Source organism: uncultured Microbacterium sp. (assembly GCF_964244775.1).
GTDB lineage: Bacteria > Actinomycetota > Actinomycetes > Actinomycetales > Microbacteriaceae > Microbacterium.
The window spans coordinates 1-4,546 of the sequence record NZ_CAXTJR010000019.1 but is presented as its reverse complement, the minus strand read 5'-3'; the positions used below and the strand labels follow the sequence as shown (position 1 = coordinate 4,546).

4 protein-coding genes are annotated in these 4,546 nt (G+C 65.6%); 1 reads left to right on the top strand and 3 read right to left on the bottom strand.

The window, feature by feature from the left end; all coding sequences use genetic code 11:
* Positions 1 to 710: 710 nt before the first annotated feature.
* Together ACFE6Z_RS16365 and tyrS are read right to left on the bottom strand one after the other, a co-directional pair.
* Entirely contained in the window at positions 711 to 1,514 is an 804-nt protein-coding gene (locus tag ACFE6Z_RS16365) for a DUF4184 family protein (RefSeq protein ID WP_375386767.1), read from the bottom strand.
* Positions 1,515 to 1,541: 27 nt separating this feature from the next.
* Positions 1,542 to 2,864 carry a tyrosine--tRNA ligase gene (gene tyrS / locus ACFE6Z_RS16360; protein WP_375386766.1) on the bottom strand — a complete coding sequence of 441 codons (1,323 nt, stop codon included), beginning with the start codon at positions 2,862 to 2,864 and terminating at the stop codon, positions 1,542 to 1,544.
* 53 nt (positions 2,865 to 2,917) lie between these two features.
* Between tyrS and ACFE6Z_RS16355 the strand changes: the two genes are divergently transcribed.
* Positions 2,918 to 3,580 (top strand): hypothetical protein, encoded by a 663-nt coding sequence (locus ACFE6Z_RS16355; protein ID WP_375386765.1) that lies wholly within the window; start codon positions 2,918 to 2,920, stop codon positions 3,578 to 3,580.
* A gap of 3 nt (positions 3,581 to 3,583) precedes the next feature.
* On the opposite strand, the gene ACFE6Z_RS16350 is transcribed toward ACFE6Z_RS16355, so the two are convergent.
* Complete coding sequence (locus tag ACFE6Z_RS16350; protein ID WP_375386764.1) at positions 3,584 to 4,246, bottom strand: SatD family protein; 663 nt, start codon at positions 4,244 to 4,246, stop codon at positions 3,584 to 3,586.
* Between the last annotated feature and the right edge of the window lie 300 nt (positions 4,247 to 4,546).

The window sequence follows — 4,546 nt, the reverse complement described above, 5'->3', positions numbered from 1 at the left end:
GCATGTGTTAAGCACGCCGCCAGCGTTCATCCTGAGCCAGGATCAAACTCTCCGTGAAAGAATTTTGCTGCGACAAGACCGGAATGGGTCGAGCCGAGCGAGTTTGATCTGACGATCGGATGTCATTGCTGACATCTCGTTTAATCTCAAAAGAATCTCATCGGTCAGCAAGCTGACCGCGAGGTTTTTTGGCATTTGACAAGTGCACGCTGTTGAGTTCTCAAGGATCGGATGCTCCTGCTGCTCGGCTTCTCGGCCTCGCCCGCAGGGCAACTTCTCTATCTTATGCGTCGTGATCCGCGTGTCAAATCAGCGCTTCTCGACTCGAAGTCGAGGGGCAGCTGTCAGTGACGACATCTCACGAAGCTAGATCGGGTGCCCTGCGTCTCGGCGTGTGAGCCGGCCCGCTGGGCAACTTCTCTATCTTATCCCTCTCCGTCGGCTTGTCAAATCGGCTGTTCGTGACGATCTAGCGTCTGTGAACAGCACTCATCGGCAGCTTCGAGGAGTGGGAACCTCCATCGTAGACCCGAAGGTCGCACGCACTCAAGGAGTGTGTTTCAGATGGGGGGTGGTTCTCCGCTTGAGGGGGGTGAGCCTTTCGGCCTTTCCGCTTCCCTGTGGGGCGAACAGTGAATACATTACGTGCGGGTTTCACGCCTCGCAAATCGAGCTCGTCGCCCGGGCGTGTCGCCCGGAGATTCCGCGGTTCAGCGCTCCCGCCGCGCCTGAGTCACCTGAACACCGACGCACAGCAGCACGGTGCCGCACGCCCACACCGCGCAGGCCAGGGGCAGGACGCGGTAGGCAAGGTGCGGGATCGTCCAGTCCGACGTCAACGGTCCGTAGACGGCGAGGCCGATCAGCCACGCGGCGATCAGGAAGATCGGAAGCGACACCCACCACACCCAGCGCAGCCAGGCGGGAAGAATACGTGCAACGGATGCCGCAGCATCCGTCCTCCGAAACCACAGCGCCGCCCACACCGCGAGGATCAGCAACCCGATCGCACTCGACGCATGCTGGAGCCACTTGTACCCGGTGAGCGGGCCCCAGTAGTCATCGAGCGCCGGGAGCACGTCGCTCCCCCAGCGGCCCTCGTGCGTGAAGAGATCCCACACGATGTGTGTCACGACCCCGAGCGCGAGCGATATCGCGAGGATCAGGATGCCCCGCCACGACGGTCGGGAGCGCCCGCGCTCGGCGAGGGTCTCACGCAGAGACGACGCGGCAGGAGCATCCCACTCCCCCGGCAATCGCGATGCGAGCCAGCGCGGCGAGAGCTCGCGGGCCGCAGGGCGCAGGACCGCGCGCCACACCATGAGAAGCGCGAGGGCGACCACAGCGGTGAGCGGCACCCAGCGCAGATCGTGCGTCGTGTCGTAGTTCAGTCCGACGCCGCGGACGAAGAGTGGGAGGTCGGGAGCCATCGCACCGACCGCGATCGCCGCGGGGATCAGCGGGGTGCGCAGGAATGGGAGCGCGACGACGGCGTGGCTCGGGGTGAAAGGCATGGCTGCGTGTGGTCGCGCTTCGTTCGCTCACCCACCGGAGGTGACGAAGATTCCGGCGAGGGTCTTCTTGCCGCGCCGCAACACCGACACTCCGCCGGGGAGCCCACCGCTCACCGTCACCGTGTCGTCTTCGACCTTGACGCCGTCGAGGGCGACTCCGCCCTGGGCGATCGCGCGGCGCCCTTCGCCGAGACTCGAGACGAGCCCCGTGTCCACCAGCGCCTGCACGATCGATGTGCCGGACGCGAGCTCGGCGTGGGGTAGCTCCCGCAGCGCGGATGCAAGCGTGTCGGGGGCGAGAGCGTTCAGGTCGCCTTGTCCGAAGAGAGCCTCGGATGCTGCGATCGCGGCGTCTGCAGCATCCGTCCCGTGCACGAAACCCGTGACAAGGCGCGCGACGGTGCGTTGGCCGAACCGTCGGAAAGGCTCCGCTTCATGTGCGGCGACGACCACCTCGATCTCGGCGCGGGTGAGGAATGTGAAGACCTTGAGGCGGTCGGCCACATCGGCGTCGTCGGTGTTGAGCCAGAACTGGTACATCGCGTACGGGCTCGTGAGCGCCGCGTCAAGCCAGATCGCGTTCCCCTCGCTCTTGCCGAACTTGCGGCCGTCGCTGTTGGTGATCAGCGGTGTGCCGATCGCGTGCACGCTCTTGCCTTCGGCACGCTTGATCAGGTCGACGCCGCTCGTGAGATTGCCCCACTGATCGCTGCCGCCGGTTTGCAGGACACACCCGTATTGCAGGTGGAGCTCGCGGAAGTCGAGCCCCTGGAGGATCTGGTAGCTGAACTCGGCATAGCTGATGCCGTCGTCGGAATTGAGGCGGGCGCTGACCGCGTCCTTCTTCAGCATCGTTCCGACGCGGTAGTGCTTGCCGATGTCGCGGAGGAAGGTGATCGCGCTCATCGGCGCGGTCCAGTCGAGGTTGTTGACCAATCGGGCCGCGTTGTCGCCCTCGAAATCGAGGAAGCGCGCGACCTGGCCCTGGAGGTAGCCGACCCACTCCTCGACGACCGCGGTGTCGTTCAAGGTGCGCTCGGCGGTGGGCTTCGGATCGCCGATCAGGCCGGTCGACCCGCCTACGAGCCCGAGCGGCCGATGGCCCGCGAGCTGCAGGCGTCGCATCAGAAGGAGCTGGACGAGGTTTCCGAGATGGAGGCTGGGCGCGGTCGGGTCGAAGCCGCAGTAGTAGGTGATCGGCGGCCCGGCGAGCAACTCTCGGAGAGCGGACTGATCGGTCGACACGTGCACGAGCCCGCGCCACACGATCTCGTCCCACACTGTCTCGAACGTGGGATCGTTGGCGGGTTCTCGGGGAAAATCGAAGTCGATCTCAACGTGGGCAGACACGCGTTCCAGGCTATCAGCGGGGCGATGACGGACCCCGATGACAGACTGGCGGCATGGTGTTCTCCTTCGAGGCGATCCTCATTCTGATCCTGTCGATCTTCCTGTTCCTCGTGCTGGCCGTCGTGCTGACCCTCGTGATCGTAAGCAGGCGCGCGCCGTCTGACCCGGTGCTGATCACCGCCGCCACCTTGGTGATTCTGGCGTTGCTGGTCGTTGCGGTCTCGCCGCTGAAAGTCCCGATCCTCGTCGGGATGGTGCTCGCCATGCTGGGCACCGCAGTCGCCGCGCTCGGTGGCGACCCGATCACGCGCCGCATCCTCGCCTTCGCGACGCACGGGAGTGTGCGCGATGGCTCGAGCGGCGGCATCCTGCTGCGCGCTCCGTCCGCTCCCGGGAATGGTTCGGATGCTGCGGATGGTGCGGACACTGCAGATGGTTCGGATGCCTCGGATCATGGCATCGCGGTGGGCGAGGGCGCGGTGCGCGAGGTCATGCGCGGCGGCGCGACGATCGGATATCTGGAACGCATCGCGGTGGTGGTGGCGATCATCGCCGGTTTTCCGGAGGCCCTTGCGATCGTCGTGGCGGTGAAGGGCGTCGGACGGTTCTCCGAGCTGGTCGCGCCCGAGACGAGGGAGCGATTCATCATCGGGACGATGTCGAGCCTCCTGTGGGCGTGCCTGGTCGGCGCGCTGGTGCGGCTCGCGATCTGGTGAGACCTACCCGCGCGGTCTTTCGTGGATGCCTTGGGGATGCAGGAGCGCGAAGCCGGCGATGACCGCCGCCGCACCGGTGCTGGCGAGTGACTTCGATACAGCGGGCTGCGAGATCCCCTCGCTCTCGGCGAGCTGCTTCTGGGTCTGGCCGAGACAGCGCCCGTACGCCAGACGCCTGGTGCGTTCGTTCATCGAGACGACGATCTGGTCGCGCGCGAGCAGATAGGCGTTGGCGAGAACGACGGCGGCGTGGGTCGCAGCATCCTCTTCTGCCGCTGCGACCACCCGGATGCGGGCTGTGTGCACGACGCGACGCTGCATGTCGTGCACGGTTTCTATCGCGGCTCGCGCCGCCCACCACGCCGGGCCGTCGTGCAGATCTCCGGTGGCCGATGCGACGATCCCGACGGTGCCCACGCCCACCCCGAACCGGCACTCGACATCGTCGGGAAGGGCGAGTTGCAGAAGGACGAGAGCGGCGAGCGCGAGCTCGAGCCGCGCGAATTCACCCTGCTGCTCGTCACCGACCGTAGGGCGCAGCGGGCGGGTCGCGACCGGGAAATCTCGCTCGACGCGCGCTATCGTGTCGTCTAGGATTCGCTGCCCCCCGACGCGGTCGGCGAGCAGGCGTGAGCCGACGATATCCGCGATCACCGCTACTGGCATGGCATAACCATATCAGGCATATTCTCTGGATATAGCCAATTTGGTTATCTTATCGGGATATAACCAGAGCGATTCTTCTCGCTTCGCTCACTAACGACGGGATTCTCGCTCGCTCGACGGGCGGTGGCTCGGTCAACGGCGGTGGCGCTCGTTCTGAGACCGGGCGACGGGTGTCAGAAGGGTGCGGGCTCGCTCGTGCGGAAGGTGGGAACGCGGCGTTCGGGTTGCACGACGTAGACACGGTTGGTGGGTGATGTCCAGCGGATCGCCCCGCCCGAACCCGGGATCTGATCGACCTGC

Bases quoted from the DNA above. Each gene is read 5' to 3' on its own strand.
- ACFE6Z_RS16355 (WP_375386765.1), top strand. From the start codon at position 2,918: ATGGTGTTCTCCTTCGAGGCGATCCTCATTCTGATCCTGTCGATCTTC.
- ACFE6Z_RS16350 (WP_375386764.1), bottom strand. From the start codon at position 4,246: ATGCCAGTAGCGGTGATCGCGGATATCGTCGGCTCACGCCTGCTCGCC.
- ACFE6Z_RS16365 (WP_375386767.1), bottom strand. From the start codon at position 1,514: ATGCCTTTCACCCCGAGCCACGCCGTCGTCGCGCTCCCATTCCTGCGC.